Origin of the sequence: Kutzneria buriramensis, assembly GCF_003387475.1 — a bacterium.
GTDB classification, from domain to species: Bacteria; Actinomycetota; Actinomycetes; order Mycobacteriales; family Pseudonocardiaceae; genus Kutzneria; species Kutzneria buriramensis.
This window is the reverse complement of sequence record NZ_QUNO01000003.1, coordinates 739,512-765,928: the sequence shown is the minus strand read 5'-3', so window position 1 is coordinate 765,928 and position 26,417 is coordinate 739,512. Positions and strand designations below refer to the sequence as shown.

Genomic DNA, 26,417 nt, shown 5'->3' with positions numbered 1-26,417 from the left:
ACGACCCAGCACCAGGCGCCGGACCGGTCTCCGTCAGCCGTTCAGAGTGCCACCAGAGGCAAGCAGACAGCGCATTTGCTTGAGCCGGCAACGAAGCCGCGCTCGCGACACGCCGTGCTGGCCGGAACCACCCTGCTGGCGGTTGCGGTCACGCTGGCGGCGGCCAACCTCCGCATCTCCGTGACCAGTCTCTCCTCGGTGCTGGGGGACGTCCAGCGTGGTCTCACGGCGACCTCCGCTTGGGCGAGCGCGGTGACCGCCGCCCCGTCCATCTGCTTCGGCTTGGCGGCGCTGGTGTCGCCGTGGCTGGCTCGCCGGCTGGGCGGCGGACCGGCCATCGCCGGCGCGTTGGCGCTGCTCGCCGCCGGCCTCGTCGTCCGCGTGCTTGCGGGTCCCGCGCTGCTGCTCGGCGGCACGCTGGTCGCGTGCGCCGGCATCGCCGTGTGCAACGTGCTGGTGCCCGTCGTCGTCAAGGAGTCGTTCCCGACCAAGGTCGGCCTCGTCACCGGCATCTACAGCTCGTCCATGGCCGCAGGCAGCGCGGTCGCCGCTGCCGTCACCCCGCCGCTGGCGACCGCTTCCGGCGGCTGGCGGCCGGCGCTGGCGGCGTGGGCCATCCCCGCGGCGCTTGCCCTGGCCGTGTGGCTGATCGGCGCCCGTCGGGCCACCGATGTCGTGGCGGGCGACCAGGTTCACGGTGGTCGGCGCAACCTGCTGCGAGTGCCCATGGCCTGGGTCTTCACGCTGCTGTTCGCGGCGCAGTCGATCTACGCTTACGTGATCATGGGCTGGCTGCCGGAGATCCTGCGCGACGCCGGCATCGACCGCGACGCCGCCGGTGTGCTGCTGGGCATCACCATGGTCGTCGCCGTGCCGCTCAACCTGGTCGTGCCGCACTTCGCGGCCCGGCTGCGCTCGCAGTCGTGGGTGATGATCGGGCTCACCGTGATGCCGGTTGTCGGTGTGCTGGGCCTGATGCTCGCGCCGGCGACCGTGCCGCTGGCGTGGGCGCTGCTGCTCGGGGCCGGCATGACGATCTTCCCGGTGGTGCTGACCATGATGGCGTTGCGCACCAGAACATCGGCGGAGACCACCCAGCTCTCGGGCATGTCCCAGGGCTTCGGCTACCTGATCGCGGCGGGCGGCCCGTTCCTGGCCGGCCTCGTGCACGGGTGGCTGGGCTCGTGGACCGTGCCGCTGATCCTCGTGCTCGGCGTCCTCGCCGCCCAGGCCACCCTCGGCGCCGTCATCGGCCGCCCGCGCCACATCTAGCCGATGCGAGGTCGCACCGGCTTGGAGGCGGCCGAACCCCGCGCGGAACGCGCGGCAAGAACTCAGTCCAGCTTGAGCTTCAGCAAGGCGTTCTCGAGCAGCTCGGGCATCGCCGGGTGGATCCAGTACTGGCCGCGGGCCATCGACCGGACGTCCAGGCCGAAGCTCATCGCCTGGATCACCAGCTGGATCAGCGTCGGCGCCTGCGGGCCGATGATGTGCGCGCCGAGCAACTGCCCGGTCGCCGGGTCGGCGACCAGCTTGGCGAAGCCGGTGGTGTCCTCCATCGCCCAGCCGTAGGCGATGTCGGCGTAGTCCTGAGTCGCAGTCACGTAGCGCAGGCCGCGCTCGCGGGCGTCGCGCTCGGTGAGGCCGACGGAGCCGATCTGCGGCGAGGAGAACACGCCGTGCGGCACGAACCGGTGGTCGGCGTCGACCGGGGCGTCCGGGTGCAGCAGGTTGTGCTGCACGATCCGGGCCTCGTGGTTGGCGACGTGCTTGAGCTGGTAGTCCGAGCTGACGTCGCCCAGCGCCCAGATGCCGTCGACGGCGGTCCGCTGCTGGTCGTCCACCACGATCCGGCCGTCCCGGTGCACGGTGACGCCGGTGGCCTCCACGTCGAGCAGGTCGGCGTTGGGGATCCGGCCGACGGCCGCGAGCAGCACGTCGCCCTCGACGACCTCGGCGCCGCGCGGCGTCTCCAGGTGCAGGCGGACGGTGCCGTCGACGCGTTCGACGCGGACGGCCTTGCTGTTCAGGCGGACGTCCCACTTCTTCGAGGCGATCTCGGTGAAGCGGGCGGCGACGTCGTCGTCCTCGGCCCGCAGCAGCACGCCGGAGCGGGCGACCAGCGTGACGTCGACGCCGAAGGACGAGAAGACGTGCGCGAACTCGGTCGCGACGAAGCCGCTGCCGAGCACGATCATCCGCTCGGGCAGCTCCTCGAGGCGCATGACGTCCTCGTTGGTGAGGAAGCCGACCTCCTCGATGCCCGCCACGTCCGGCACGATCGGCCGCGAGCCGGCGGCGATCACGAACCGGTCGGCGGTGATCGTCTCGCCGGTGCTCGCCCCAGGAATAGACACTGTCAGCGTCTTCGGGCCCACGAACCGCGCCTGGCCCTCGTACACGGTGACGTTGGCGTTGCCCTCGACCCGCCAGCGCCGGCCGCCGGCCGCGATCGGGTCGATCCGGCCGAAGATCCGGTCCCGGATCTCGGGCCAGCGCACCCCGTGCAGCTCCTCGTCCACGCCCAGGCGGGCCGCGCCGGCCGGGGTCGCCGCCACGTCCGCGGTGTGCACGAACATCTTGGTGGGGATGCACCCCACGTTCAGGCACGTGCCGCCGAACACACCCTTCTCGACGATCGCCACGTCCCAGTCGGCGAAGCGCTCGTCGACGATCGAGTTGCCGGATCCGGTGCCGATTACCACCAAGTCGAAGTGCCGCACGTATCCATCAAACAGGAGAGGGGGCCGGAGGATTCCCCCGGCCACCCTCGGCGTAAGGGAATCGTCAGTGCGAGTAGACCGGGGTGATGATCGCCCGGGCCAGGGTGTGGAACGCGAGGTTGAAGCTGACGAACGCCGCCGAGCTGTCCGGCTCGACCTCCAGCTTCTCCACGTCCACGGCGTGCACGACGAAGTAGTAGCGGTGGACCTGGTCGCCCTGGGGCGGGGCTGCGCCGCCGTAGTTGGCGGTGCCGAAGTCGGTGCGGGTGTGGAAGGCGCCGGCCGGCAGCGAGTCGTCGCCGGCGCCCGCACCGGTGGGCAGCTCCGTGACCGAGGCCGGGATGTTGACGACCAGCCAGTGCCAGAAGCCGGACGGGGTGGGGGCGTCGGGGTCGTAGCAGGTCACCACGAAGCTGCGGGTCTCCGCGGGGAAGCCCGACCAGCTGAGCTGGGGGGACTTGTTCTCGCCGCCGGCGCCGAAGCCGTCGAACACCTGGGCGTTGGGCAACTGCTGGCCGTCCGTGACGTCCTTGGAGGTGACGTCGAACGATCCGACCGCGGGCAGCAGCTCGTACGGGTCGGGTGCGACGGGACGATCGAGACTCATGGGGAGGCCTCCGTGACGCGGGGTTGTCGGGGGCAACCCTAGTCGGGATCGGCTCCGACGACTTGGCGACGGCATGCAACCATGACCCCTGATTGGGCGTCCCTTAATCGAGTGATGCTCACTACGGGGTGGAAGGTCGTTTCCCATGCGCGCCGGTCTGGTCGCTGTTGCGGCGGTTGCCGCCGTCTCCCTGCTCGCCGCCTGTCAGGCCGGCACCGAGCAGGACGCCGCCGGCATGGCCGTCGGCACGACCAGTAGCACGGCGACGACCACGACGCCCACCCCCACCACTACCACGAAGGCCCCCGAGCCGGCACAGCCTTACCCGTTCGGACAGCCCCAGGCCACGGCCCCGGCCATCGTCGGCGGGAAGGCGCCGGTCGTGCGGCGGATCGACACCACCAAGCCGTACGTCTTCATCACCATCGACGACGGCGCCGTGCCGGAACCGCACGCCCTCGACCTGATCAAGCAGTCCGGCGCGCGGCCCACGCTGTTCCTGAACAACCGGTACGTCAAGGGGCACGAGGCGTACTTCAAGGCCCTTCAGGACCAGGACGACCTGGTGATCGGCAACCACACCGTGAACCACCCCGACCTGGTCAAGATGCCCTATGCCGCGCAGAAGAAGGAGATCTGCGACGACTCGGACGACTTCGCCAAGGCCTTCGGCAAGCGTCCCACCCTCTTCCGGCCGCCCTTCGGCGACTTCAACGCCGACACCCAGCGTGCCGCCGCCGACTGCGGCCTGAAGGCCCTGGTCATGTGGACCGCCGCCGTCAACGACGGCGTCGTGCAGTTCCAGGCCGGCGCCAAGCTCAAGCCCGGTGACATCGTGCTCATGCACTTCCGCAAGACCTTCGTCCAGGACTACACCGCGTTCGTCAACCAGGCCAAGAAGGACGGCCTCATTCCGGTGCCGCTGCCCGACTTCCTGGCCTAGTCTGGCCGGCGAGGACGTAACCGCTTCGAGGAGTTGGGGTGCCCGGTCACTCACGCACGCGCTGACCACCGTCACCGCGTGCTGCGCCGAGACCAGGGCAGCACTCTGCCTCGAAGGGCTCGGCCTTGCTCGTCCTGTCCTGTCTTGCCTACCTAGGTGTCGCCCTGCCCGGGGCAACCCTGGGCCTGTTGTGGCCGTCGATGGCGGCCGACCTGCGCGAACCGGTTGGCGCGCTGGGCTTCGTGCTGGTCGCCGGGGTCGCCACCAACACTCTGTCGAGCCTCGTCGCCGGACGACTCAGAACGCCGCCCAGGGTGCTGTTGGCCGCCGGCATGGCGGCGATCGGCGTGGCGCTGGTCCTGGAGGCGCTGGCCCCGGCGCTGTGGGTGATCGTCATCGGTTCGGCGATCTTCAGCCTGGGGTTCGGCGCGGTCGACGCCGTGCTGAATGCCCACGCGGCTGGGCATTTCGGCCCAAGGGACATCACCTGGATGCACGCGGCCTACGGAATCGGCGCGGCGCTGGGGCCGCTGCTGGTCACGGGCCTGCGGGAAGGCGTCGGCTGGCGCGGGGCCATGGTGGCGCTGGCCTGCCCGGTGGCGGTGGTCGCCGTGATCGTCGCCACACGTTGGCGTGACAAGGAAAAGCCGCGGCCGGCACGGGGTGGGCGGGGCCTGCTGGTGGCGGTGGCGTTCAGTGCCGTCGAGAGCGGGATCGAGGCAGCGGCGGGGGTGTGGGGGTTTCTGTACCTGACGTCCGCGAGGGGCCTGCCGGCGGTGACGGCCGGCGTCGCGGTGTCGGCGTACTGGGCGACGATGGTGGTCGGCCGCGGGGTGCTCGGCGTGCTGGCGGGGCGCCTCGGCCCGCGGCGAATACTGGCCGCTGCCATGGCGTCCGTGCCGTTGGGGGCGTTGCTGATGTCGCTGCCGGGTCAGTTCCCGGCGGTGGCCGGGTTGATGGTGGTGGGGCTGGCGACGGCCCCGGTGTTCCCGCTCCTCGCGCTGGTCACGGCGGATCGGGCGGCGGTGAGCGCGCAGGTGGCGGCGTCGGCGATCGGCGGCGCGGGGCTGCCGGCCGGCATCGGGCTGGTGATCGGCGCGGCCGGGGCTTGGACGCTGGGCCCGTCGCTGCTGGTCCTGAGCCTCGCGATGTACGGGATCAGCCGCGCGTGGGGGCCAACACGGCGAACGCCTCGTCCATGAGGGTGGCGATGTCGCCGGGGGCGCCGGCGAACAGCCACTCCCGGCAGACGACGTCGAACACGGCGAGGGCGGCGCTGGCCAGGACGTCGGCGTCGAGGCGGGGGACGGACCGGGCCTGGAGGGCGTCGGTGAGCAGCTTGCGCCAGCGGTCCTGCTTGTCCTGGTGCCGCGCGCGCAGCGAGGGCGTCTCGTGGATGAGGCGAAGCAGGGCCATGGCGTCCTCGGCGCGGCCGAGCATGGGCTCGATGAGCACGGCGCAGCTGGCGCGCAGGGCGTCCCACGGGGGTTCGGCGGCCGGCCGCGCGGCGACGGCGGCGGCCAACTCCTCGCCGAGGTCGTAGAGGAGGCCGAAGACGGCGTCCTCCTTGGACGGGAAGTAGCGGAAGAAGCTGCGCCGGGACAGCCCGGCGGCCTCGGCGATCTCGTCGACGGTGGTCTGCTCGAAGCCCCGCTCCACGAACAGCGCGAAGGCGGTCTCGGCGATCTCGGTGCGCATCGCCAGCCGGGCCCGCGCCCGCAACCCCTCCGTCATGACTCTGAGTGTAGCCCGGGGCATCGGATGACAGAAGTGGCACTGAGTGCCATACTGAGGGAAACGCCCCTCGCATCAGGAGACCACCGATGGCACAGCACTGGACCGAAGCGGACATCCCCGACCAGACCGGCCGCACGGCGCTGGTCACCGGCGCGAACGCGGGCCTGGGCTTCCTCGAGGCGCTGAACCTGGCCAAGCGCGGCGCGCACGTCTACGTGGCGGCGCGCAACGAGCAGCGCGGCGAGGCGGCGCTGGCCAAGCTTCGCCAGCAGGCCCCGGCCGAGAACCTCGAACTGGTCTCGCTCGACCTGGCCGACCTGGACTCGGTCCGCAAGCTGGCGGCCGAGCTGCCGCCGCTGGACCTGCTGCTGAACAACGCCGGCGTGATGGCGGTGCCCCGCCGGCACACCACCAAGCAGGGCTTCGAGCTCCAGTTCGGCACCAACCACCTCGGCCACTTCGCGCTGACCGGCCTGCTGCTGCCGGGCCTGCTGTCCAGGCCCGGCAGCCGCGTGGTGACGCTGAGCAGCATCGCCGCCCAGATGGGCCGGATCAACTTCGCCGACCTCCAGGCCGACCGCCGCTACGGCGCGAACATCGCCTACTCCCAGTCGAAGCTGGCCAACTCGATCTTCGCGCTGGAACTGGACCGCCGGCTGAAGGCGGCCGGCGCGGACGTGCTGAGCATCGGCGCGCACCCCGGCTACAGCCGCACCGACCTCCAGTACAGCGGCCCGCAGCTGGGCGGCGGCGGCCTGTACGCGCAGGCGATGAAGGTCATCACGCCGCTCGTCGCCCAGTCGGCGGAGCGCGGCGCGCTGCCGGCGCTGCGCGCGGCGACGGACCCGAGCGCGAAGGGCGGCGAGTACTACGGCCCCAACGGCATCGGCAACCTCCGTGGTTTCCCGGTGGCGCAGCGGTTCGTCGGCGCGGCGTACAACGAGGACGTCGCCCGCAAGCTGTGGGACGTCTCGGTGCAGCTGACCGACGTCGACTACGCGGACCTGGCCGCCACCAGGAACTAGCGGCAGAGGATCCGGTCGAGGGCTTCGCGGAGTTCCGCCTCGGAGCCCTCACCCCCGGTGCGCCAGCCGACAAAACCGTCCGGGCGCACCAGCACGGCGCCGTCCTCGTCGATGCCGGCGGCGTCGGCCCAACCGGGAACCTCATGCGCCGCAATGCCGTTCGCGGCGGCCGCGGCGAGCCAGCCGTCGGCCTTGGTGCCGGTCAACAGGGTGAAGCCGTCGACGAGGTCCAAAGTGGACTTCCCCGGCTGCACCCACAGGTGTGGGATGCGGCTGCCGGGGGCGCCGTCGAGGACGAGATCCTCCATCGACGGCATCGGTTCCGCGTCGATCACGGCCGGCGAGTCGTACCGGTAGCCGGCGATCACCACCAGCACGTTGGCCATGCCGACGGCGGCCCGATCCGCGGCGCGCTCGGGCCGCAGGTCCCAGTGCAGGTCCCGGTGCTCGCCGCGGATCAGCGACTGCTCCATGGTGAACTGGGCCACCGGCTTGCGTTCCAGCTCGTACGTGTCGAGCAGCGCGTCGCCGCCGGCGGCCAGCTTCCAGGCCAGGTTGTGCCCGTCGGCGACGCCCGTGTTGAGGCCGAAGCCGCCGGTCGGCGGCACCACATGGGCGGCGTCGCCAATGAGGAACACGTTGCCCTGCCGGAACTTCTCCGCCACCCGGGCGGTGGATGCCCACGGCAGCATGCTGATCACGTCCACCTCGACGTCCCCGACCCCGGTGGCGGCGCGGATCAGCCGCTGGAACTCCGACACCGGCATGGCGGGGTCGCCGCCGGGCACGTGGAAGATCCACCGGTCGCCGTGGTCGACCTTCATCAGGATCCCGACCGCCTCCTCGTTGCGCAGCACGGACATCGAGTACTCGGGCACCGGCAGGCCGGGGGCCCGGAACAGCACGTTGAGCATGTGACCGCCGAGCACGCCGGGGCCGGTGGTGCCGATGCCGAGCAGGTCCCGGACCCGGCTCCGCGCGCCGTCGGCGGCGATCACGTAGTCCGCCTCCACGGTCTCACCCGACGCTGTCGTCACCACACCGTCGTCGGTCACCCCCACGACTTCGGCGTCGAAGTCGATCCGCGCGCCGAGATCGCGCGCCAAGTCCAGCGCCGCGCGGTCGATGCGGTGCTGCGGGCAGCTGCGCTGCGCGGCCGGGCCGATCCCGGGCAGCTTGATCGGCCCGGTCGTGGGGGTCAGCTCGGCCAGGCTGGGCCCGGAGGCCACGCCCGCGTTCCGTTCGTCGGTCTCGAACTCGATGCCGGCCCAGCGCGCGATCTCGGCCGACCGCGGGTTCAGGCCGAAGGCCCGCGGATGGTCCGACACGGTCGGCCGGCGTTCCAGCACCCGCACCGAAACGCCCTGCCGGGCCAGGAAGACGGCGGTGCACAGGCCGACCGTGCCGCCGCCGACGATCACTGCGTCCATGGGGTCCCCCTCCGAAAGTGGGTACAGCGTTCCCGTCTTGGGAACACTGTACCCACTTAGTACTCTCAACGCCATGCCCCAGGACTTCACGCTGGTCTGGACGCGACTGGCCGAGCAGCGCCGGCGTCAGGCGCTGAGCGTCGAGCAGATCGTCGCCGTCGCGATCCGGCTGGCCGACGCGGAGGGCACGCAGGCGCTGACCATGCGCAGAGTGGCGACGGAGGCCGGCACGGGCACCACCTCGCTCTACCGCTACGTCACCAACAAGGACGAGCTGCTGGAGCTGATGGTGGACGCCGTGCAGGGCGAGCGCGAGTGGCCGACGCCGTCGGGCGACTGGCGGGCCGACCTGACGGTGGTGGCCGACGGCATGAGGGCCACGATGCTGCGCCACCCGTGGCTGGCCACCGAGCTGCGCAGCCGGCCGACGCTGGGCCCGAACGCCTTGCGCCAGGCCGATTTCGCGCTCGCGGCGGCCGGTGGGGCGACCGACGACATCACGCTGGCCTCGGCGCTGCTCGGGACCGTGGCGAACTATGTGCACGGGGCGGTGCTCGCCGAGCTGTCGGAGCGGGAAGACGTGCGCAGCACCGGCATGACCCAGGACGAGTGGCGCTCGGCGGTGTCGCCGTACGTGCGCGAGGTCATCATCGACAGCGGCAACTACCCGCGGGTGGCCCGGCGCATCTTCGAGGCCGACGACCTCAGCCACGACCAGCAGTTCGCCTTCGGACTGGAATGTGTGTTGGCGGGCATAGAGAAAAGCGTGGCCCGCTGATCGCAGGCCACGCTTTCCCCTACCGCGTCAGGCGCTCAGCACCGGCGCGTTCACCGGCTGCAGGGCCAGCTCCAGCACCTCGCGGACGTCGCCGACCAGGTGCACCTCCAGCTGCTCGCGGACCGAGGCCGGCACGTCGTCCAGATCCGGCTCGTTCCGCTGCGGCAGCAGCACCGTGGTGATGCCCGCCCGGTGCGCCGCCAGCAGCTTCTGCTTGACGCCGCCGATGGGCAGCACCCGACCGGTCAGCGACACCTCGCCGGTCATCGCCACGTCCGACCGGACCGGCCGGCCCGACAGCAGCGACGCCAGCGCCGTGGTCATGGTCACGCCGGCGCTCGGGCCGTCCTTCGGCACCGCGCCCGCCGGCACGTGGACGTGCACGCCGCGGTCCTTCAGGTCGCCGACCGGCAGCTCCAGCTCGGCGCCGTGGGAACGCAGGTAGCTCAGCGCGATGTGCGCCGACTCCTTCATCACGTCGCCCAGCTGCCCGGTCAGCGCCACCCCGGTCGACCCCGTCTCCGGGTCGGCCAGCGACGCCTCGACGAACAGCACGTCACCGCCGACGCCGGTGACCGCGAGACCGGTCGCCACGCCCGGCACCGCCGTGCGCTCCGCCGACTCCGGCGTGTGCCGCGGCCGGCCGAGGAAGTCCGGCAGGTTGTCGTGCCCGACCGTCAGCGGCAGCTTCGCCTCGTCCACGGCCGCCTTGCGCAGCACGCGGGCGATCTGCCGCTCCAGGTCGCGGACGCCGGCCTCCCGGGTGTACTCCGCGGCCAGCCGCCGCAGCGCCTCGTCCTGCACGGTCACGTCGTCCGGGGTCAGACCGGCGCGCTCCAGCTGGCGGGCCAGCAGGTGGTCGCGGGCGATGGTGACCTTCTCGTCCTCGGTGTAGCCGTCCAGCCGGACCAGCTCCATCCGGTCCAGCAGCGGGCCGGGGATGGCCTCCAGCACGTTGGCGGTGGCCAGGAACAGCACGTCCGACAGGTCCAGCTCGACCTCCAGGTAGTGGTCCCGGAACGTGTGGTTCTGCGCCGGGTCCAGCACCTCCAGCAGGGCCGCCGTCGGGTCGCCGCGGTAGTCCGAGCCGACCTTGTCGACCTCGTCCAGCAGCACCACCGGGTTCATCGAGCCGGCCTCCTTGACGGCCCGCACGATGCGGCCGGGCAGCGCGCCGACGTAGGTGCGCCGGTGGCCGCGGATCTCGGCCTCGTCCCGGACGCCGCCAAGCGCGACCCGCACGAACTTGCGGCCCATCGCCCGCGCCACCGACTCGCCCAGCGACGTCTTGCCGACGCCGGGCGGGCCGACCAGCGCCAGCACCGCGCCGCTGCGCCGGCCGCCGACGACACCCAGGCCCTTGTCGGCCCGGCGCCGCCGCACCGCCAGGTGCTCGATGATCCGGTCCTTCACGTCGTCCAGGCCCGCGTGGTCGGCGTCCAGCACCGCCCGCGCGCCCTCGATGTCGTACGCGTCCTCGGTGCGGGTGCTCCACGGCATGTCCAGCACCGTGTCCAGCCAGGTGCGGATCCAGCTGACCTCGGGCGACTGCTCGGAGGTCCGCTCCAGCTTGTCCACCTCGGTCAGCGCGGCCTCGCGCACCTTCTCCGGCAGATCGGCCGCCTCCACCCGGGCGCGGTAGTCCTGCTCCTCGGAGGCGGGCTTGCCGTCCAGCTCGGCGAGCTCCTTGCGGATCGCCGCCAGCTGCTGACGCAGCAGGAACTCCCGCTGCTGCTTCTCCATGCCCTCCTTGACGTCCTTGCGGATCGTCTCGGCCACGTCCAGCTCGGCCATGTGCTCGCGGCCCCAGGCCAGCAGCTTCTCCAGCCGCTCGCGGACGTCCACGGTCTCCAGCAGCCAGATCTTCTGCTCGTCGGTGATGTAGGAGGCGTACCCGGCCAGGTCGGCCAGCGCCGACGGGTCGTCCACGCCCTGCACCGAGTCGACCACCTGCCACGCGCCCCGCTGCTGGAGGATCGAGGTGACCAGCGTGCGGTACTCCTTGGCCAGCTCGCGGGTGGCGTCGTCGACCGGCGGCTCGTCCTGGACCTCGGCCTGCACCCACAGCGCCGCGCCGGGACCGGTGGTGCCGGTGCCGATCCGCACGCGCTCGGTGCCGCGCACCACGGCCGCGCGCTCGCCGCCGGGCAGCCGGCCGATCTGGGTGATCACCCCCAGCGTGCCCACCTTCGCGTACTTGCCCTCCAGTCGGGGCACCAGCAGCACCTTCGACCCGGTGTCGCCGGCCTGCGCGGCCTCGACGGCGGCGCGGATCTCCGCGTCGGCGAGCTTGACCGGCACCACCATGCCGGGCAGTACGACCACGTCGTCCAGCGGGAGCACCGGGAGTGCCAGTGTTTCGCTCACGTCTTCCTCCAAGGTTGAGTCTTACGGGCTCAACCAACTGGAGCGTGGAAGTGTTCCCGAACGGATGTTCGCCGTCGGCGATCGCTGCTCCGATGGGGCCTGGATCGGGCATCCGGCCCACGACGGACGCGGCCCCTTGCTATAAGAAAGGCATCCCGACCAGCGGAGTGGCGCATGTCTGAAGTCGTACTGCGGATCGACGCCGAGCCGGCCCAGCAGGCCCGGCTGACCACCGTGCTGTTCCAGGACCTGCGCGCGACGGGCCTGGTCAAGGTGGCCAAGGCCCGCGAGGAGGCGCCCGCCGACGCCAAGGCCGGCGCCGGGGCCGACGTGGCCGAGCTGATCATCAACGGGGTGTTCAGCGCCGGCACGGTGACCGCGGTGACCAAGATCGTGGTGGCCTACCTGGAGCGGACCAAGGCCCGCTCGGTGACCTGGATCGACGGCAAGAAGAAGGTGGTCTTCACCGGCATCGCCCGGGACGACCAGAAGGCCCTCGCCGAGGCGTTGGCCGGCGCCGAGGAGGACGGGACGCCGGAGTCCTGATGGGTCGCCGCCTGGCCCTGCTGGTGGCCACGTCAACGTACGGCGCGGCCAAGCTGCACGCGCTGCCCGCGCCCGCGCAGGAGGCGCCGCTGCTGGCGCGGCTGCTCCAGGACGACCGGATCGGCGCGTTCGACGAGGTGCACTACCTCGTCAACGCGCACAAGAGCGAGGTCGAGCGGAACATCGAGGACCTGTTCCGGGACCGCGACCAGGACGACCTGGTGCTGCTGCACATCTCCGGTCACGGCCTGAAGAACGACCACGACCGGCTGTTCTTCGCCACGTCCGACACGAACCTGGACCGGCTGCACTCCACGGCGGTGTCCGCGACGCTGGTGCACCAGCTGCTGGAGGAGTGCGACGCGCAGGCCAAGGTGGTGCTGCTGGACTGCTGCTTCAGCGGGGTGTTCCCCAAGGGGCTGGTGCCCAAGGGCGGCGGCCGTGTCGACGTGCGGGCGGAGCTCGGCCACGGCACGTACGTGATCACCGCCAGCGACGACGTGCAGGAGTACGCCTTCGAGGGCCGGCGGACCGTGGCCAACGAGGAGCAGTCGTACTCGCGGTTCACCGACGCCGTGATCAACGGCCTGTCCAGCGGTGCGGCCGACGTCGACGAGGACGGCCAGATCACCGCGTCCGACCTGTACCGCTACCTGTACGACCAGATCAAGGCCAGCGGCCGGCAGACGCCCAAGGAGGCCGGCGACCGCGGCGGCAGCTGCGTGATCGCGTGGCGGCCGGACCGCCGGCTGCACGCGGGGGAGCAGGCGCCGCTGCTCGACACGATGCTGGCCGAGGCCGATGACGGCGCGAAGTTCGCGGTGCCGATCGGCCTGGCGCACCAGGTGGACCGCCGCTCCGACGGCGTGCGGCGGCTGGACCTCGCCGGCCAGGACGGCCACGTCGCGGTGGTCGGGCGCATCCAGTCCGGCAAGTCGACGCTCGTGCACACGCTGATGGCGGGCCTCGCGCACAACCGCACGCCGGCGGAGGTCAGCTTCTACTGCCTGGGCCTGTTCAGCCGCCTCGGCCACGTGCGGGCAGTGGCGGCCTCGTTCGAGGCGGCCACCGCAGCGCGGCTGCTCACCCAGCTCGAGTCGATCATCAACGACCGGGCGCGGGAGTTCCGCCAGCGCGGCATCCACGGCGCCGGCACGTTCCGTGAGCTGCGGCGGCGGGGCATGCTGTCCGGCCGGGACAACAGCGACGTGTTCCTGATCATCGACGGTTGGGAGCAGTTCGCCCTGGACGTGGCCGACTTCGTGCCGCAGGTCGCCCGGATCGCCAGCCGGGGGCTGGACCACTGCGTGCACGTCGTCGTGACGGCCCGCAGCTGGTCCGAGCTGCCGCCGCAGATCACCGCGCTGCTGCGCGGGCGGATCGAGCTGGCGCTGGACGACCCGCGCGAGTCCAAGATCAGCCCCGAGCTGGCCGCCACGCTGCCGGACGAGCCGGGCTGGGGCCTGCACGGCCGGACCCGGTTCGTCGCCGCGCTGCCGTGGGCCGAGCAGCAGGACTTCGACTACGAGCAGTTCGCCGCGGAGCCGGCCGCGGTGGACCCGCTGCCGGCATTGGGCCAGCCGCCGACGCTGCTCCACCTGCTCGGCGTGGACGGCACTCCCGACGGGTTCGACCTGGCGACGGGATGGCAGCGGCGAACGCGGGCCGAGCAGCTGCGGGTCGCGTTCGGCGTGGACGAGCTCGGCCAGCCGGTGGTGCTGGACATCAAGGAGGCGGCCGAGGGCGGCATGGGCCCGCACGGCCTGTGCATCGGCGCGACCGGCTCCGGCAAGTCCGAGCTGCTGCGCACGCTGACCACCGCGCTGATGGTGGCGAACTCGCCCGAGGACCTGAACCTGTTGCTCATCGACTTCAAGGGCGGCGCGACCTTCCTCGGCCTGGAGCAGGCCCCGCACGTCACGGCGGTCGTCACCAACCTCGTCGACGACCTGAGCCTGGTCGACCGGATGAGGGACGCGCTGGCCGGCGAGGTGGCTCGCCGGCAGGAGGCGCTGGCCAAGGCGGGCAACTGCCGCAGCCTGTGGGAGTACCAGCAGGCCCGGCGCAGCGGCCAGGAGCTCGCACCGCTGCCGGTGCTGCTCGTGTGCGTCGACGAGTTCTCCGAGCTGCTCACGGCCAAGCCGGACTTCCTCGACGTGTTCGTGCAGATCGGCCGGGTCGGCCGGTCGCTCGGCGTGCACCTGCTGCTCAGTTCGCAGCGCCTGGAGGAGGGCAGGCTGCGCGGCCTGGACACGTACCTGTCGTACCGGATCGGCCTGCGGACGTTCTCCGCGGTCGAGTCGCGGTCGGTGCTCGGCGTTCCGGACGCCTACGAGCTGCCGCCGATTCCCGGCTCGGGTTACCTGGCCGCGCTGGGCGAGCCGATGACCCGGTTCAAGGCCGCCTACGTGTCCCAGCCGACTGTGGGCGGCCGGACCGAGTTGGAGGCGATCGTCGAGCGGATGGCCGGCCAAGGAACGTCGGCGCACCAGATCTGGCTGCCGCCGCTGACCGAGTCCCCGTCGCTGGACATGCTGCTGCCGCGCATGATCAGGACGCCGGGCCGCGGCCTGTTCCCCCAGGGCTACCAGGCGTACCTCCAGGTCCCGCTGGGCCTGGTGGACAAGCCGTTCGAACAGCGCCGCGACCTGTTCTGGGCCGACTTCTCGGGCGCGGCCGGCCACGCCGCGGTGGTGGGCGGCCCGCAGTCCGGCAAGTCGATGCTGCTGCGGACGTTGATCATGTCCCTGTCGCTCACCCACACGCCTCGGGACGTGCAGTTCTACGCCCTGGACCTGGGCGGCGGCTCGCTGGCGGCGCTGGAGGCGCTGCCGCACGTCGGCGGCGTGGCCAGCCGTCTGGAGCCGGACAAGGCCCACCGGATCGTGGCCGAACTGGCGAACCTCGTCGCCGACCGGGAGCGGCTGTTCCGCGAGAACCTCATCGACGGCATGGTGGACTTCCGCCGGCGGCACGGGGACCGCGCGTTCTCGGAGCACCCGTACGGCGACGTGTTCCTGATCATCGACGGCTGGCTGAACTTCCGCCAGGAGTTCGAGGCGCTGGAGCAGACCGTGATGACCCTGCTGGCGCGCGGGCTCCAGTACGGCGTGCACGTGGTTGTGACGGCCAACCGGTGGGCGGAGATCCGGCCGGCGGCCAAGGACCTCATCGGCACCCGCCTGGAGCTGCGGCTCGGCGACCCGAGCGAGTCGGAGATCGACCGCCGGACCGCGGCCACCGTGCCGGCCGGTCAGCCGGGGCGCGGCCTGACCTCGGAGAAGCTGCACTTCGTGACCGCGCTGCCGCGCATCGACGCGTCCTCCGACGGCGACCTGCACGGCGCGACCCAACACGCCGTCGCCACGATCGCCGAGGCGTGGGGCGGGCCTCCGGCGCCGCCGGTCCGGCTGCTGCCGGAGCTCCTGCCGTACCAGCAGCTGCCGCAGCCGACCGTGGACTCGGACCGCATGATCCCGATCGGCGTCGACCAGGATCGGCTGGCGCCGGTGTTCCTCAACTTCGACGGCGAACCGCACTTCTGCGTGTTCGGCGACGGCGAGTCCGGCAAGACGAACCTGCTGCGCACGATCGTGCGGGGCATCATGACCCGGTACACCACCAGTGAGGCCGTCGTCATGCTGGTCGACTACCGGCGCACTCTTCTGGGCTTCGTCGACACCGACCACCTGCTCGCCTACGCGGTGTCGGGCAACCAGCTGACCGACATCATCGGTGACGTCACGGCGTCGCTGAAGGGGCGGCTGCCCGGCCCGGACGTCACCCAGGAGCAGCTCAGGAGCCGGACGTGGTGGCGGGGGCCGGAGGTCTTCGTGGTGGTCGACGACTACGACCTCGTGGTTACTCAGGGTGCAAACCCACTGCTCCCTTTGGCGGAATTCCTGCCGCAGGCCAAGGACGTGGGACTACACCTCGTGGTGGCCCGCCGCTCCGGCGGCGCGAGCCGGGCGCTGTTCGATCCGGTGATCGGCAAGCTGCGCGAGATCGCCACCTCGGGCATGGTGCTGTCGTGCAGTCCGGACGAGGGTGTGCTGCTCGGCTCGTACAAGCCGCAGATCCTGCCGCCGGGCCGGGGCGCGCTGGTCACTCGCCGGCGCGGGCAGCAGCTGATTCAGACCGCGCGGCTCGACGCTGAGTGACGCGATCCGATCCGTGCGTGTTCGTGACCGTCCCGAGGTGGACACGGCGCGACCTTGCCCGCACGATTAACACGATTGGGTGAATTTGGCGGAAGGGGTCGCGCGGATGCACCGTCCTCGGTGGATACCTGCCGACGTCGATCTGGACCGCCCGAACCCGGCGCGGATCCTCGACTACTTCCTGGGCGGCGCGCACAACTTCGCGGTCGACCGGCGGACGGCCAAGCAGGCCGTGCAGGCCATGCCCGAGGTCGCCAACGGCATGCGGGCCAGCCGGTCGTTCCTGCGCCGGGCCGTCAGCCACCTGCTCGACCACGGCGTCGACCAGTTCCTCGACCTGGGCTCCGGCATTCCGACCGTGGGCAACGTGCACGAGATCGTGCACCGGGCGAATCCCGGGGCGCGGGTGGTGTACGTCGACAACGAGCCCATCGCCGTGGCGCACAGCCGGACCATCCTCGGCGGCAACCCGCTGGTCGCGACCGTGCGGGCCGACCTGCGCCACCCCGACTCGGTGCTGAACCTGCCCGAGGTCCGGAACATGATCGACTTCTCCCGGCCGGTGGGCCTGGTCGCTATCGCCGTGCTGCACTACCTGCCCGACGCCGACGACCCGCACGGCCTGGTCGAGGCCTACCGCGACGCGCTGGCCCCCGGCAGCTTCATGGCCATCTCGCACGCCACCCTCGACTTCGTGCCGGAGGAGCAGCTGGGGTCGGTGGACCGGGTGGAGAAGATCTACCGGTCCATCAGCGCCCAGCTGTACCCCCGCCCGTACGGGGAGATGGCCAAGTTCTTCACCGGCCTGGAACTGGTGGAACCCGGCGTCGTGCCGGTCCGCCAGTGGCGCTCCGAGTGGAGCGACCAGAACGAGGGCACGGTCCACCTCTCCTACGGCGGCGTCGGCCGCAAGTCCTGACTTGGATGCGGCCGAGGCGCCGCCCGGTGGGTCGCGGTCAGTCCTCTCCGAGCAGCGTCACGTCGGTGACGTACACGTAGTCCAGCGAAATGGTCTGGCCCCAGCTGAAATCGATCCGCTGGCCGTTGGCGATGATGTAGCCCCAGTAGGAGTTCGACTGGAGGGCGCGGACGTTGTAGATGCTGACGGGGTCGCTTCCGGGGAAGCCGTTGAAGCAGTATCCGACGTCGGGGTTGATCGCGAAGAGATCGAATGACGTCCCGCGGCAGCCGTTCTGCGTGGGGACGCCGGCGCTGGCCGGTGACGCCAGGAAGACGCCGCCGCCCAGGATCGCGGCGGCCGTGGCCAGCGAAGTGACAACCGTGCGCAGTCGCATGCTCTTCTCCCTCTTCGGTGCGGCGCCACGCCGAGGAACGCGGCGGCGCTCAGCCTGGCGCGGTCGACTGCAACAAAGCGGAAGTCGAGCTGAAGTTCTGGTGCAGCGTCCTCCCCACATGAAGTGGATCTCGTGGGGGTGGGGTCCATGAGGTCGCTCACCTACCATGAACCGACCAGACGGCGGTGGGTGCGGAGGAACCCGGTGGGAGTCCGGGGCGGTCGCGCCACTGTGAAAGCCAGACACTCCACCACCGGCCGTGATGTCTCTACCCGGGGCGCGGGACCCCGAGGAGGGTACGGCTGATGACTTCGCGCGTCCTGCTGCTGTCGACGGCGGACACGGACCTGCTGGCCGCCAAGGCGAGCGGTGCCGAGTACACGGTGGGCAATCCGGCCCGGCTGGAGGTCGAGGAGCTGCCGGCGTTGCTGGCGGACGCCGACCTGGTGGTGGTGCGGCTGCTGGGCGGCCGGCGGGCCTGGGAGGAGGGCCTGGACGCGGTGCTGGCCAGCGGCAAGCCGGTGGCCTGCCTGGGCGGGGAGGCGACCCCGGACGCGGAGCTGATGGCGGCCTCGACGGTGCCGGCGGGCGTGGTCACGCAAGCGCTTGCGTACCTGGTGGAGGGCGGCCCGGCGAACCTGGGGCAGCTGGCGAACTTCCTGTCGGACACGGTCTTGCTGACGGGCGAGGGCTTCGAGCCGCCGGCGAGCACTCCGGTCTTCGGCGTGCACGGTGAGCGCCGGCACGACGCCGGGAAACCGACGGTCGGCATCGTCTTCTACCGGGCGCACGCGCTCGCCGGGAACACGGCGTTCGTGGATTCGCTGGCGGACGCGGTGGAGGCGGCGGGGGCGAACGCGCTGCCGGTGTTCTGCGGCTCGCTGCGTGGCCTGGCGGGCGACGAGTCGGCGGCGCTGCTGGAGGTGCTCGGCCGCTGCGACGCGGTGGTGGCGACGGTGCTCGCGGCCGGCGGTGCGGTGGCGGCGGACGCCAGCGCGGGCGGCGATGAGGATGCGTGGGACGCGGGTGCGCTGGCCACGTTGGACATCCCGGTGCTGCAAGGACTTTGCCTCACGTCGTCGCGCGCGGCCTGGCAGGCGTCGGACGCGGCGCTGACGCCGATGGACGCCGCGATGCAGGTGGCGATCCCGGAGTTCGACGGCCGGCTGATCGGCGTTCCCTTCTCGTTCAAGGAGAACGGCCCGGACGGCATCCCGGTGTACGTCGCCGACCCGGAGCGTTCGGCCCGGGTCGCCGGCACGGCGGCGGGACTGGCGCGGCTGCGGCACGTGCCGAACCGGGACAAGAAGGTGGCGATCGTGCTGTCGTCGTACCCGACGAAGCACGCCCGCGTGGGCAACGCGGTCGGACTGGACACCCCGGCGTCGGCGGTGATCCTGCTGCGGCGCATGGCCGAGCAGGGCTACGACCTCGGCGGCCTCGATGTGTCCACTCTGGACGGTGACACGCTGATCCACCGGCTGATCGCCGCCGGCGGCCACGACGTGGACTGGCTCACCGAGGAGCAGATGTCCGGCGCGGCCATGAAGATCCCGGCCGCCACCTACCGCGGCTGGTTCGCCGCGCTGCCGCAGAGCTTCCGCGACGGCGTCACCGAGCACTGGGGCGAGGCGCCGGGCCAGCTGTACGTCACCGACGACGAGATCTACGTGGCGTCGCTGCGCTTCGGCAACGTGGTGCTGATGATCCAGCCGCCACGCGGCTTCGGCGAGAACCCGGTGGCCATCTACCACGACCCGAACCTGCCGCCGTCGCACCAGTACCTGGCCGCCTACCGCTGGCTGGAGCGGGAGTTCGGCGCGCACGCGGTGCTGCACCTGGGCAAGCACGGCACGCTGGAATGGCTGCCGGGCAAGGGATTGGGCCTCGCCGACGACTGCGCGCCGGACGCCGTGCTCGGCGACCTGCCGCTGATCTACCCGTTCATCGTGAACGACCCCGGCGAGGGCACGCAGGCCAAGCGCCGCGCGCACGCCACCGTGGTGGACCACATGATCCCGCCGATGGCCCGCGCCGACACGTACGGCGACATGGCCAAGCTGGAGCAGCTGCTCGACGAGTACGCCACCGTGCAGGCGCTGGACCCGTCGAAGCTGGCGACCGTGCGCGGGCAGATCTGGGAGCTGGTCACCAGCGCCAAGCTGCACCACGACCTGCACCAGTCGGAGGCCCCCGGCGAGGAGGACTTCGACGACTTCGTCATGCACATCGACGGCTACCTGTGCGAGATCAAGGACGTCCAGATCCGGGACGGTCTGCACGTGCTGGGCCGCGCGCCGGAGGGCGAGGAGCTGGTCAACGACGTGCTCGCGGTGCTGCGGGCACGGCAGGTGTTCGGCGGCAAGGTCGGCGCGATCGCCGGCCTGCGCGCGGCGCTGGCCGTCCACTTCGGACTGGACGAGGAGGAGCTGCTGGCCGACCCCGGCGCCAGGATCGCGAGCACGAACGGACTGTCCGATCTGGTCGAGGGGCCGGCGCAGACCGGCGCGGATGTCGTTGACCTGCTCGAGGAACTGGCGCGCCGGCTGGTGACCGCCGCGCACGACTCCGGCTGGGCCGCCGACGGCGTCACGGAAACCGTTCTGGGGCAACGGGTCGAGAGCGTGGCGACGGTGCTCGCCTTCGCGCGCGACGAGTTGGTGCCGCGACTGGCCCGGACCACCGACGAGATCGGCAATGTGCTGCGGGCGTTGGACGGCCGGTTCATCGAGCCCGGCCCGTCCGGATCTCCCACCCGCGGCCTGGTGTCCGTGCTGCCCACCGGCCGCAACTTCTACTCCGTGGACCCCAAGGCGATTCCGTCCCGCAACGCCTTCGACGTCGGCTCCGCGCTGGCGGATTCCTTGCTGGCGCGGCATCACGCCGACACGGGGGAGTGGCCGCGCAGCGTCGGCCTGACGGTGTGGGGCACGTCGGCGATGCGCACGCAGGGCGACGACATCGCGGAACTGTTGTGGCTGCTGGGCACGCGTCCGGTGTGGGACGACGCGTCCCGGCGGGTCACCGGCTTCGAGATCGTGCCGGTTCCGGAACTGGGCCGTCCCCGGATCGACGTGGTGGTGCGGATCTCCGGCTTCTTCCGGGACGCCTTCCCGCACGTGGTCGCCGTGCTCGACGACGCGATCGCGGCGGTGGCCCGGCTCGACGAGTCCGACGAGGACAACTACGTCGCCGCCCACTTCCGCCGCGACCTGGACGAACACGGCGACGAACGCCGTGCCACCACAAGGATCTTCGGCTCCAAGCCCGGCGCGTACGGCGCCGGCCTGCTGCCGCTGATCGACTCCCGCAACTGGCGCGACGACGCCGATCTCGCAGAGGTCTATGCCACTTGGGGCGGTTACGCCTACGGGCGCGGCCTGGACGGCGCGCAGGCGCGACAGGACATGGAGACCGCGTACCGCAGGATCCAGGTGGCGGCCAAGAACGTCGACACGCGCGAGCACGACATCGCCGATTCCGACGACTATTTCCAGTACCACGGCGGCATGGTCGCGATGGTCCGCTCGCTCACCGGCGACAACCCGGCCGCGTACGTCGGCGACTCCGCGGTGCCGCACGCGGTGCGCACCCGCACCCTCGGCGAGGAGACCAAGCGCGTGTTCCGGGCGCGCGTTGTCAACCCCCGTTGGATATCGGCCATGCGTCGACATGGTTACAAGGGAGCGTTCGAACTCGCGGCCACAGTGGACTACCTGTTCGGGTTCGACGCCACCGCAGGGGTTGTCGACGACTGGATGTACGCGCAGCTGGCCGAATCGTACGTGTTCGACAAGGAAGTCCAGGACTTCATGCGCAAGTCGAACCCGTGGGCGTTGCGGGGCGTGACGGAGCGCCTTCTGGAAGCAGCCGATCGGGGACTGTGGTCGCAGCCGGACGAGACCGTGCTCGACCAACTGCGCACGGTCTATCTGGAACTGGAGGGCCAGCTGGAGGAATGACGCGCGCCGTTTGACCCCAGACCGGTGACTTCCCGGGCATTTCCCCGCGGAAGGTCCTTTAATGACAGGTAGTGCTCCGCGGGTTCGCCGCCCCGAAGACGATCGGGGCGGTGAACCCGCGGACACCGGACGCCGTACCAAGGAGCGCGCCAGCGGGTCCGTCACTGGGGAAGGGGGTGCGCCGTGCGGGTCGAGACGATGGTGTTGTCCGGGGTCGCCGCGGCCGGCCTCCTGCTGGGCTGGTGGCTCACCTCGCCGCGGTTCATCGGCTTCCTGGCGGCGCGCCGGCTGCGGCGGCTGAAGGCGGTGGCCCGCTCGCTGTCGCCGATGCTGGCCGACGAGCCGGACCCGCTGGCCAACATCGTGGTGATCAACCGGGCCGAGCCGACGCCCGTGCCGCTCCAGCGCAGCGCCGAGCTGCCGCCCGGCGACAACGTCGACACGCTGACGCGGCCCATCGTCAACTGAGGCCGATCGTCAACTGAGCTGCATCGCCGCGTTCAGGCAGTCCAGCGCCGAGCTCTGCCGGCTGGCGTCGGCGACGTCGAAGGGTCCACTCCAGAACAGACCCAGCTGGTTCGCATGGCTGCGGGACTTCCAGACGGCCAGCGAGTTGCGCACCGCGAACGCCGTGTACGTCGACGACGGCGCGACCTGGTTGAGCGCCACGAGGTTGCGCATGAAGATCCCCTTGAACTGCGACTGGTCCAGGTCGCAGCGGCGCTCCTCGCACGGCTCGCGCAGCACGCCGCTCGCGTCGACGAGCCTGGTCATGGCGGCGTTGGCCAGCGAGGTGGCCGACGCGAGCAGGTCCCGCCGCCCGGTCAGCCGGTACAGGTCGGCCAGCCCGCCCAGCACCACACCCTGGTTGTACGTCCACGTGGTGCCGCCGTTGTTCGCGCAGCCGGCGGTGAGCCCGTCGTTGACCAGCCCCTGCGCGTTGACCATCCCGGTGCGCGCGAACCAGCCCCACTCCAGCAGCGCCCACTGCTCGTAGTTGGCCGCGGCCGGCCCGGTGGTGCGCAGCGCCAGCGCGGCCGCGATGGACAGGAACAGCTCGTTGGGGATGGCGTTCTTGTAGGTGCGGTCCTTGTTCCACCAGATGCCGCCGCCGCAGGTCAGGTCCCAGCCGTGCGTCATGTCGTCGAACAGCGACTCGGCCAGCACCAGGTACTTCTGCTCGCCGGTCTGGTCGTAGGCCTGCACCCAGGTCAGGGCCCACCAGCCCTCGTCGTCGTAGTAGTCGTTACGGAACCAGCCGGCGATGTTCTGGTTGTAGGTGTTGGCAGCGCGGCGCGCCCCGACGTCGTTGCCGAGCAGGCTGGACGCCACCAGCTGGGCGCGCAGCGCGTTGGCCGAGTTCCACCACTGCGTCGTGCGGTACCGGCCGTCCTGCGGGTCGTACCAGTGGTCCAGCGTGGCCGACGCCTCGGTGATCCAGCTGATCGCGGGCTCCGGCGCGGCCGGCGCCGCCTGGGCGGTCACCGGCAGCGCCGACAGCAACACGGACAGCAGCGCGCCGAGACGGAGAAGCATGCGCTAGAGCCTGACAGATCAAGATCGGAAGGCCTCGGCGACTCCGAGGAAGAGGTCGTTGCCGTCGACCTCGCCGATGGACACCCGCGCGCCCTCGCCGGCGAACGGCCGGACCATCACGCCCGCGGCCTGCGCCCGCTCGGCGAACTCCAGGGTCCGCTCGCCCAGCCGCAGCCACACGAAGTTGCCCTCCGAGGCCGGCACGGTCCAGCCCTGGTCGCGCAGCGCGTCGATCACGCGGCCGCGCTCCTTGGTGATCAGCTCCACCCGCTCGAACAGCTCGGCCTCGGCGGCCAGCGAGGCGATCGCGGCGTCCTGGGCCAGCTGGCTGACCCCGAACGGCACGGCCATCTTGCGCAGCGCGTCGGCCACCGGCTCGTGCGCCACGGCGTAGCCGACGCGCAGCCCCGCGAGTCCGTAGGCCTTGGAGAAGGTGCGCAGCACCGCCACGTTCGGCCGATCCCGGTACAACTCGATGCCGTCGGGCACCTCGGGGTCGCGGACGAACTCCCGGTACGCCTCGTCGATCAGCACGAGCACGTCGCTCGGCACGCGGTCCAGGAATTCTGTGAGCTCTGCTCGGTGCAGCGCGGTACCGGTGGGGTTGTTGGGATTGCAGAGAATGACGAGTCGCGTGTGGTCATTGATGGCCGCCGCGATCGCGTCCAGGTCCTGGTACTCGTTCGGCGTGAGCGGCACCTGCACCGAGTGCGCGCCGACCATCTTCGTGATGATCGGGTACGCCTCGAACGACCGCCACGGGTAGATCACCTGGTCGCGGTCGTCGCAGACGGCCTGCATGACCTGCTGGATGACGCCGACGCCGCCGGTGCCGGTGGCCACGTGCGCCTCGGGCACGCCCAACCGCGCCGCGACCGCCGGGATCAGCGCCGAGCAGCCCATGTCCGGATACCGGTTGAAGCCCCGCAGCGCCTTCTCCATCGCCCTGAGCACGCTGGGCAGCGGCTCGTGCGGGTTCTCGTTCGACGACAGCTTGAACGCCGGCGCCCCGTCCGCGCCGACCGCCGGCTTGCCCGGCTTGTACGTGGGGATGTCGTTCAGCGCGCCGCGCAGCTTCGGTCCGGTCATGGCCTCACTCTACGATCCGGTCCCCCTGGCGTAGACCCTCCAACCAGCTGTCGGTCTCGCTCAGGACCCGCTCCCGGACGGCCGGCGCCGAGAGGAACAGGTCGTGCATGCCGCCCTCGATCGCCACCACCGTCACGTTCGGGCCGATCTTCGGCGCCCACTTCGCCATCTGCGCCACGTCCAGCACGGTGTCGGCGCGCATCGCCTCCGGCGTCCACTCCTTGGCCTTGAGCAGGCTGTGCGAGGAGCGCAGCAGCAGCACCGGCACCCGTACGTCCAGCCCGCGGTGCAGCCTGGCCTGGTTGCGCCGGATCGTGCGCAGCCAGCCGGCCCGCACCGGAAAGCCGCTCTTGGGCTTCCAGTCGGTGTCGAACTCCCACTCGCCGTTGTCGTCCCGGTGCAGGCTCAGGCCGTACGGGCTCTCCAGCCCGTTCTGCACGACGGCGGTCGGGCTGACCTTGCCCAGCACGTCCACGGCCCAGGTGCCGACCGTGCGCATGAACCAGTTCTCCTGGAGGTCCACCCACGGGCTGTTGAGCACCAGCGCGTCGAGCACGTTGTCGTCCCGCCGCTCGTGCGCCCACATGATCGAGATCAGCCCGCCGGTGGAGTGTCCCATCAGCGTCAGCCGGGAGTGGCCGTGCTCGTCGCGGATGATGCGCGCCGCCGCGTCCAGCTCCTCGAAGTGGTAGCTGAGGTCGGTGACGAAGTTGGGCACCTGCCCCGGCTGCAGCGACCGGCCGTAGGCCCGCAGGTCGACGGCGTAGAAGTCGTAGCCGCGGGCGGCGAAGTGCTCGGCGACGTGGGTCTGGAAGAAGTAGTCGACGAAGCCGTGCACATAGAGCACGGCCCCGTTGACCGGCTTCTCGGCGCCGTTCCCATCGGCCCTGCGCCGGACCAGGTGGGCGACGTTGTCGCCCCCCGGCCCGGCGCCGGCCGGCAGCGCGCCGAGCGGCAGCGTGACAACTTCGTAGCCCTCACCGAGCACATCGCGTTCCACGCCGACAGTATCGGCTACGAGCTGGCTAAACCGGCCGCACGACAAGTGGCAGCTTGGTCACGGCCACCATGGCGAACGGGTTGCGCTCCTCCACCTTGTCCTCGACCACCTGGATGTCGGCGTAGCGCTCGAACATGATCTTCAGCGCCACCCGCGCCTCCAGCCGGGCCAGCGGCGCGCCCAGGCAGAAGTGGATGCCCTTGCCGAACGAGGCGTGGTGGTTGGGGTCGCGGTGCAGGTCGAACTTGTTCGGGTTCGGGAACACCCGCTCGTCCCGGTTGGCCGCGGTCAGGAACGGCAGCACCATCTGCTGGGCCGGGATCGTGACGCCGCCGAGCACCGTCTCCTCGGTGGTCATGCGGGCCACCCGCGGGAACGGCGTGCGCAGCCGCAGCACCTCCTCGATCGCCGCCGGCAGCAGCGACAGGTTCTCGCGGACCTCGCGGATCGCGTCCTGGTTCTCGTGGAACGTCAGGATGCTGTTGCCCAGCGTCGCGGTGGTGGTGATGTGCCCGGCGAGCAGCAGCAGGCCGACGAAGCCGATGATCTCGTCGTCGTCCAGCCGCCGGCCGTCCTCCTCGACCAGGGTGAGCTGGCTGGTCAGGTCGTCGCCGGGGTTGCGGCGGCGGTCGGCGATGAACTCGCGGAAGTAGTCGTTCATCTCCCGCATCACCGGGGTCACCTCGGCCATCAGCTCCTCGCGGACCTCCGCGATCGGCTTGTCCATCGGCACGTCCCGGTCCAGCAGGGTGTCGGCCCAGCGGCGGAACACCGGCTGGTCGGCGGTCGGGATGCCGAGCAGGTTGGCGATGACGATCACCGGCAGCGGGTAGGCCAGGCCGTCGACCAGGTCGAACTCGGCGCCGGCGGCGTCGAGCAGCTGCTCGGTGAGGTCGTGGATCGCCGGCTCCATGCCGGCCACGAACTTCGGCGTGAAGGCCTTGCTGACCATGCCCCGCAGCTGCCGGTGCCGCGGGTCGTCCATCTGAATGAAGTTGCCCTTCTGGAACAGGGCGAACTCCTCCTGCGTCGGGATCAGCGGGGACAGGTCGGAGCTGAACCGGTGCGGCTCCGACAGGACCTCGTTGACCTCCGGGTGGCCGAGCACCATCCAGGACTGCTGCTTCTCGGCGTAGACGACCTGCCCCTGCTTGCGGAATCCCTCGATGTAGTCGAGGAAGTCCTGGAGGGTGGGCTTCGCCGTAGTCGTCATGACTCC

Annotated in this window: 20 protein-coding genes; 10 read left to right on the top strand and 10 right to left on the bottom strand. The window is 71.2% G+C overall.

Going from position 1 to position 26,417, the window contains the following annotated elements:
* Positions 1 to 75: 75 nt before the first annotated feature.
* Positions 76 to 1,272 (top strand): MFS transporter, encoded by a 1,197-nt coding sequence (locus tag BCF44_RS11895; RefSeq protein ID WP_170217491.1) that lies wholly within the window; start codon positions 76 to 78, stop codon positions 1,270 to 1,272.
* Positions 1,273 to 1,334: 62 nt separating this feature from the next.
* Here the strand turns inward: BCF44_RS11895 and BCF44_RS11890 are convergent, their stop codons facing one another.
* Positions 1,335 to 2,723, bottom strand: a complete 1,389-nt coding sequence (locus tag BCF44_RS11890; RefSeq protein ID WP_116174221.1) for a mycothione reductase — start codon at positions 2,721 to 2,723, stop codon at positions 1,335 to 1,337.
* Positions 2,724 to 2,787: 64 nt separating this feature from the next.
* Complete coding sequence (locus tag BCF44_RS11885) at positions 2,788 to 3,330, bottom strand: kinase inhibitor (protein ID WP_116174220.1); 543 nt, start codon at positions 3,328 to 3,330, stop codon at positions 2,788 to 2,790.
* A gap of 145 nt (positions 3,331 to 3,475) precedes the next feature.
* Between BCF44_RS11885 and BCF44_RS11880 the strand changes: the two genes are divergently transcribed.
* Together BCF44_RS11880 and BCF44_RS11875 are read left to right on the top strand one after the other, a co-directional pair.
* Positions 3,476 to 4,273: a polysaccharide deacetylase family protein gene (locus BCF44_RS11880; RefSeq protein WP_116174219.1), complete on the top strand. Its 798-nt coding sequence runs from the start codon at positions 3,476 to 3,478 to the stop codon at positions 4,271 to 4,273.
* A gap of 125 nt (positions 4,274 to 4,398) precedes the next feature.
* Positions 4,399 to 5,475, top strand: coding sequence for an MFS transporter (locus BCF44_RS11875; RefSeq protein ID WP_116174218.1), 1,077 nt, complete (start codon positions 4,399 to 4,401; stop codon positions 5,473 to 5,475).
* Here BCF44_RS11875 and BCF44_RS11870 read toward each other — a convergent pair.
* Positions 5,432 to 6,007: a TetR family transcriptional regulator gene (locus BCF44_RS11870; protein ID WP_116174217.1), complete on the bottom strand. Its 576-nt coding sequence runs from the start codon at positions 6,005 to 6,007 to the stop codon at positions 5,432 to 5,434. The two genes, BCF44_RS11875 and BCF44_RS11870, sit on opposite strands and share 44 nt — an antisense overlap.
* Before the next feature lie 89 nt (positions 6,008 to 6,096).
* Here BCF44_RS11870 and BCF44_RS11865 point away from each other — a divergent pair, with 89 nt between their 5' ends.
* Complete coding sequence (locus BCF44_RS11865) at positions 6,097 to 7,035, top strand: oxidoreductase (RefSeq protein WP_116174216.1); 939 nt, start codon at positions 6,097 to 6,099, stop codon at positions 7,033 to 7,035.
* On the opposite strand, the gene BCF44_RS11860 is transcribed toward BCF44_RS11865, so the two are convergent.
* A complete protein-coding gene (locus tag BCF44_RS11860; protein ID WP_116174215.1) occupies positions 7,032 to 8,465 on the bottom strand; it encodes an FAD-dependent oxidoreductase in 1,434 nt (477 codons plus the stop codon). The genes BCF44_RS11865 and BCF44_RS11860 overlap by 4 nt on opposite strands.
* A 73-nt stretch (positions 8,466 to 8,538) precedes the next feature.
* On the opposite strand from BCF44_RS11860, the gene BCF44_RS11855 reads away from it, so the two are divergent.
* Positions 8,539 to 9,243 carry a TetR/AcrR family transcriptional regulator gene (locus BCF44_RS11855; RefSeq protein ID WP_116174214.1) on the top strand — a complete coding sequence of 235 codons (705 nt, stop codon included), beginning with the start codon at positions 8,539 to 8,541 and terminating at the stop codon, positions 9,241 to 9,243.
* Positions 9,244 to 9,270: 27 nt separating this feature from the next.
* Here the strand turns inward: BCF44_RS11855 and lon are convergent, their stop codons facing one another.
* Positions 9,271 to 11,610, bottom strand: a complete 2,340-nt coding sequence (lon, locus tag BCF44_RS11850; protein ID WP_116174213.1) for an endopeptidase La — start codon at positions 11,608 to 11,610, stop codon at positions 9,271 to 9,273.
* Positions 11,611 to 11,784: 174 nt separating this feature from the next.
* On the opposite strand from lon, the gene BCF44_RS11845 reads away from it, so the two are divergent.
* The 3 genes from BCF44_RS11845 to BCF44_RS11835 all read left to right on the top strand — a co-directional run bounded on the left by BCF44_RS11845 (position 11,785) and on the right by BCF44_RS11835 (position 17,235).
* Entirely contained in the window at positions 11,785 to 12,156 is a 372-nt protein-coding gene (locus BCF44_RS11845) for a hypothetical protein (protein ID WP_116174212.1), read from the top strand.
* On the top strand, positions 12,156 to 16,316 hold the full coding sequence (gene eccCb / locus BCF44_RS11840; RefSeq protein WP_116174211.1) for a type VII secretion protein EccCb: 4,161 nt from the start codon (positions 12,156 to 12,158) through the stop codon (positions 16,314 to 16,316). Before BCF44_RS11845 ends, eccCb begins: the two co-directional genes overlap by 1 nt.
* Positions 16,317 to 16,422: 106 nt before the next feature.
* Positions 16,423 to 17,235: an SAM-dependent methyltransferase gene (locus tag BCF44_RS11835; protein ID WP_116174210.1), complete on the top strand. Its 813-nt coding sequence runs from the start codon at positions 16,423 to 16,425 to the stop codon at positions 17,233 to 17,235.
* Between the two features lie 37 nt (positions 17,236 to 17,272).
* Here the strand turns inward: BCF44_RS11835 and BCF44_RS11830 are convergent, their stop codons facing one another.
* On the bottom strand, positions 17,273 to 17,611 hold the full coding sequence (locus tag BCF44_RS11830; protein ID WP_116174209.1) for a hypothetical protein: 339 nt from the start codon (positions 17,609 to 17,611) through the stop codon (positions 17,273 to 17,275).
* 305 nt (positions 17,612 to 17,916) lie between these two features.
* On the opposite strand from BCF44_RS11830, the gene cobN reads away from it, so the two are divergent.
* Both cobN and BCF44_RS11820 read left to right on the top strand, forming a co-directional pair.
* On the top strand, positions 17,917 to 21,573 hold the full coding sequence (gene cobN, locus BCF44_RS11825) for a cobaltochelatase subunit CobN (RefSeq protein WP_116174208.1): 3,657 nt from the start codon (positions 17,917 to 17,919) through the stop codon (positions 21,571 to 21,573).
* Between the two features lie 183 nt (positions 21,574 to 21,756).
* Positions 21,757 to 22,041 carry a hypothetical protein gene (locus BCF44_RS11820; RefSeq protein WP_116174207.1) on the top strand — a complete coding sequence of 95 codons (285 nt, stop codon included), beginning with the start codon at positions 21,757 to 21,759 and terminating at the stop codon, positions 22,039 to 22,041.
* A gap of 9 nt (positions 22,042 to 22,050) precedes the next feature.
* On the opposite strand, the gene BCF44_RS11815 is transcribed toward BCF44_RS11820, so the two are convergent.
* From BCF44_RS11815 to BCF44_RS11800, 4 genes are read right to left on the bottom strand one after another with little or no spacing between them, the layout of a single operon-like run.
* The gene (locus BCF44_RS11815) at positions 22,051 to 23,109 is read right to left on the bottom strand and encodes a glycoside hydrolase family 76 protein (RefSeq protein WP_116174206.1); all 1,059 of its coding nucleotides are present in this window, start codon (positions 23,107 to 23,109) and stop codon (positions 22,051 to 22,053) included.
* An 18-nt stretch (positions 23,110 to 23,127) separates the two neighbouring features.
* Positions 23,128 to 24,198, bottom strand: coding sequence for a histidinol-phosphate transaminase (gene hisC / locus BCF44_RS11810; RefSeq protein ID WP_116174205.1), 1,071 nt, complete (start codon positions 24,196 to 24,198; stop codon positions 23,128 to 23,130).
* A gap of 4 nt (positions 24,199 to 24,202) precedes the next feature.
* Positions 24,203 to 25,198 carry an alpha/beta hydrolase gene (locus tag BCF44_RS11805; protein WP_116174204.1) on the bottom strand — a complete coding sequence of 332 codons (996 nt, stop codon included), beginning with the start codon at positions 25,196 to 25,198 and terminating at the stop codon, positions 24,203 to 24,205.
* Between the two features lie 25 nt (positions 25,199 to 25,223).
* Positions 25,224 to 26,411: a cytochrome P450 gene (locus BCF44_RS11800; protein ID WP_116174203.1), complete on the bottom strand. Its 1,188-nt coding sequence runs from the start codon at positions 26,409 to 26,411 to the stop codon at positions 25,224 to 25,226.
* Between the last annotated feature and the right edge of the window lie 6 nt (positions 26,412 to 26,417).

Bases quoted from the DNA above. Each gene is read 5' to 3' on its own strand.
- BCF44_RS11860 (WP_116174215.1), bottom strand. From the start codon at position 8,465: ATGGACGCAGTGATCGTCGGCGGCGGCACGGTCGGCCTGTGCACCGCC.
- BCF44_RS11830 (WP_116174209.1), bottom strand. From the start codon at position 17,611: ATGCGACTGCGCACGGTTGTCACTTCGCTGGCCACGGCCGCCGCGATC.
- hisC (WP_116174205.1), bottom strand. From the start codon at position 24,198: ATGACCGGACCGAAGCTGCGCGGCGCGCTGAACGACATCCCCACGTAC.
- BCF44_RS11865 (WP_116174216.1), top strand. From the start codon at position 6,097: ATGGCACAGCACTGGACCGAAGCGGACATCCCCGACCAGACCGGCCGC.
- BCF44_RS11855 (WP_116174214.1), top strand. From the start codon at position 8,539: ATGCCCCAGGACTTCACGCTGGTCTGGACGCGACTGGCCGAGCAGCGC.
- cobN (WP_116174208.1), top strand. From the start codon at position 17,917: ATGACTTCGCGCGTCCTGCTGCTGTCGACGGCGGACACGGACCTGCTG.
- eccCb (WP_116174211.1), top strand. From the start codon at position 12,156: ATGGGTCGCCGCCTGGCCCTGCTGGTGGCCACGTCAACGTACGGCGCG.
- BCF44_RS11835 (WP_116174210.1), top strand. From the start codon at position 16,423: ATGCACCGTCCTCGGTGGATACCTGCCGACGTCGATCTGGACCGCCCG.
- BCF44_RS11880 (WP_116174219.1), top strand. From the start codon at position 3,476: ATGCGCGCCGGTCTGGTCGCTGTTGCGGCGGTTGCCGCCGTCTCCCTG.
- BCF44_RS11870 (WP_116174217.1), bottom strand. From the start codon at position 6,007: ATGACGGAGGGGTTGCGGGCGCGGGCCCGGCTGGCGATGCGCACCGAG.
- BCF44_RS11885 (WP_116174220.1), bottom strand. From the start codon at position 3,330: ATGAGTCTCGATCGTCCCGTCGCACCCGACCCGTACGAGCTGCTGCCC.
- BCF44_RS11815 (WP_116174206.1), bottom strand. From the start codon at position 23,109: ATGCTTCTCCGTCTCGGCGCGCTGCTGTCCGTGTTGCTGTCGGCGCTG.
- BCF44_RS11800 (WP_116174203.1), bottom strand. From the start codon at position 26,411: ATGACGACTACGGCGAAGCCCACCCTCCAGGACTTCCTCGACTACATC.
- BCF44_RS11845 (WP_116174212.1), top strand. From the start codon at position 11,785: ATGTCTGAAGTCGTACTGCGGATCGACGCCGAGCCGGCCCAGCAGGCC.